Below are 1,089 nucleotides of genomic sequence, written 5' to 3' on the forward strand. Positions count from 1 at the left end.
TGTAGTTCCCCGTGAGGTTGTGAACGCGGTCGGCGGGGACTTGGCCTCCGATGCCGGTGTGGGGTCGGTGGTGATTGTAGTGATGGAGCCAGGTGTCGTAGGTCGCCGCGCGAGCATCGTTTGAGTGGTAGACGTCGGCGTAGGCCCACTCGGTGGCGAGGGTGCGGTTGAATCTCTCTACCTTGCCGTTGGTCTGGGGGCGGTAGGGCCGGGTGCGGCGGTGCTTGACGTCCTCACCGAGGGCGGCTTCGAAGGCGTGGGAGCGGTAGCAGGCGCCGTTGTCGGTCATCACCGCAGCGACCTCGAACCCGGCGTCGCGGAAGAACGCTCGCGCGCGGCCCCAGAACGCGGCGGCGGTCTCTTTGCGCTCATCGAGGAGCTGCTCGGAGTAGGCCAGCCGCGAGTAGGAATCGACCGCGTGATGCAAGAACATGTAGCCCCGCGAGGGCGCGGCGCCTCGACGTGCAGCCTTGTCCCGCGCGGCGTCGGCGTTGCGGTCTTGGGCCGACCCGCGGCCGTAGGCTCGCCAGCCGCCCCCGTCGGGGATCCGGCCGAGCTTCTTGATGTCGACGTGGACCAGCTCACCGGGTGCCGAGGCTTCATAACGCACCGGTTTGGGTCGGCGGACCGGCAGACCACTGGCCTGGTCCAGATGGGCCAGTAGCGGCATCCGATAGCGGACCAAGACGCGTCCTACCGTCGAACGGGGTACCCCGAGGTGGTAGCTGATCCGATGCGGACCCCACCGTCGAGTGAACCGCAGCGCGACGATCCGTCGCTCCAGCCGGCGCGAGCACCGCGTCGGCGACCTGCGCGGACGCGACGACGCATCGGTCATCGCCTCGCCGTCTCGATACCGGCGCGCCCATTTCGACGCCGTCGCCGGCGACACCTGGAACCGCTCGGCAGCACGTCGGACCGCCCAGCCCTGCTCGACAATCAACACAGCAAGACGTCGACGCCCCTCCGGCGTCAAAGGAGCGTTAGCGTGAGTCACGAAGACCTCCGTGGATGACGTGAGTGTGGTAACCCACATCGTCGCGGAGGTCTTCGCTAACTCAACCGTTCACAACGTCCCGAGGAACTACA

1 protein-coding gene is annotated in these 1,089 nt (G+C 67.4%); it reads right to left on the reverse strand.

Annotated elements, in window-relative coordinates; all coding sequences use genetic code 11:
* Positions 1-997, reverse strand: a 997-nt coding sequence (locus NYZ95_RS19795; protein ID WP_262853069.1) for an IS481 family transposase, incomplete at its 3' end; no start/stop codon positions are given.
* Positions 998-1,089 lie beyond the last annotated feature (92 nt).

The organism is Mumia quercus (genome assembly GCF_025506335.1).
In the GTDB taxonomy this organism is placed as follows: domain Bacteria; phylum Actinomycetota; class Actinomycetes; order Propionibacteriales; family Nocardioidaceae; genus Mumia; species Mumia quercus.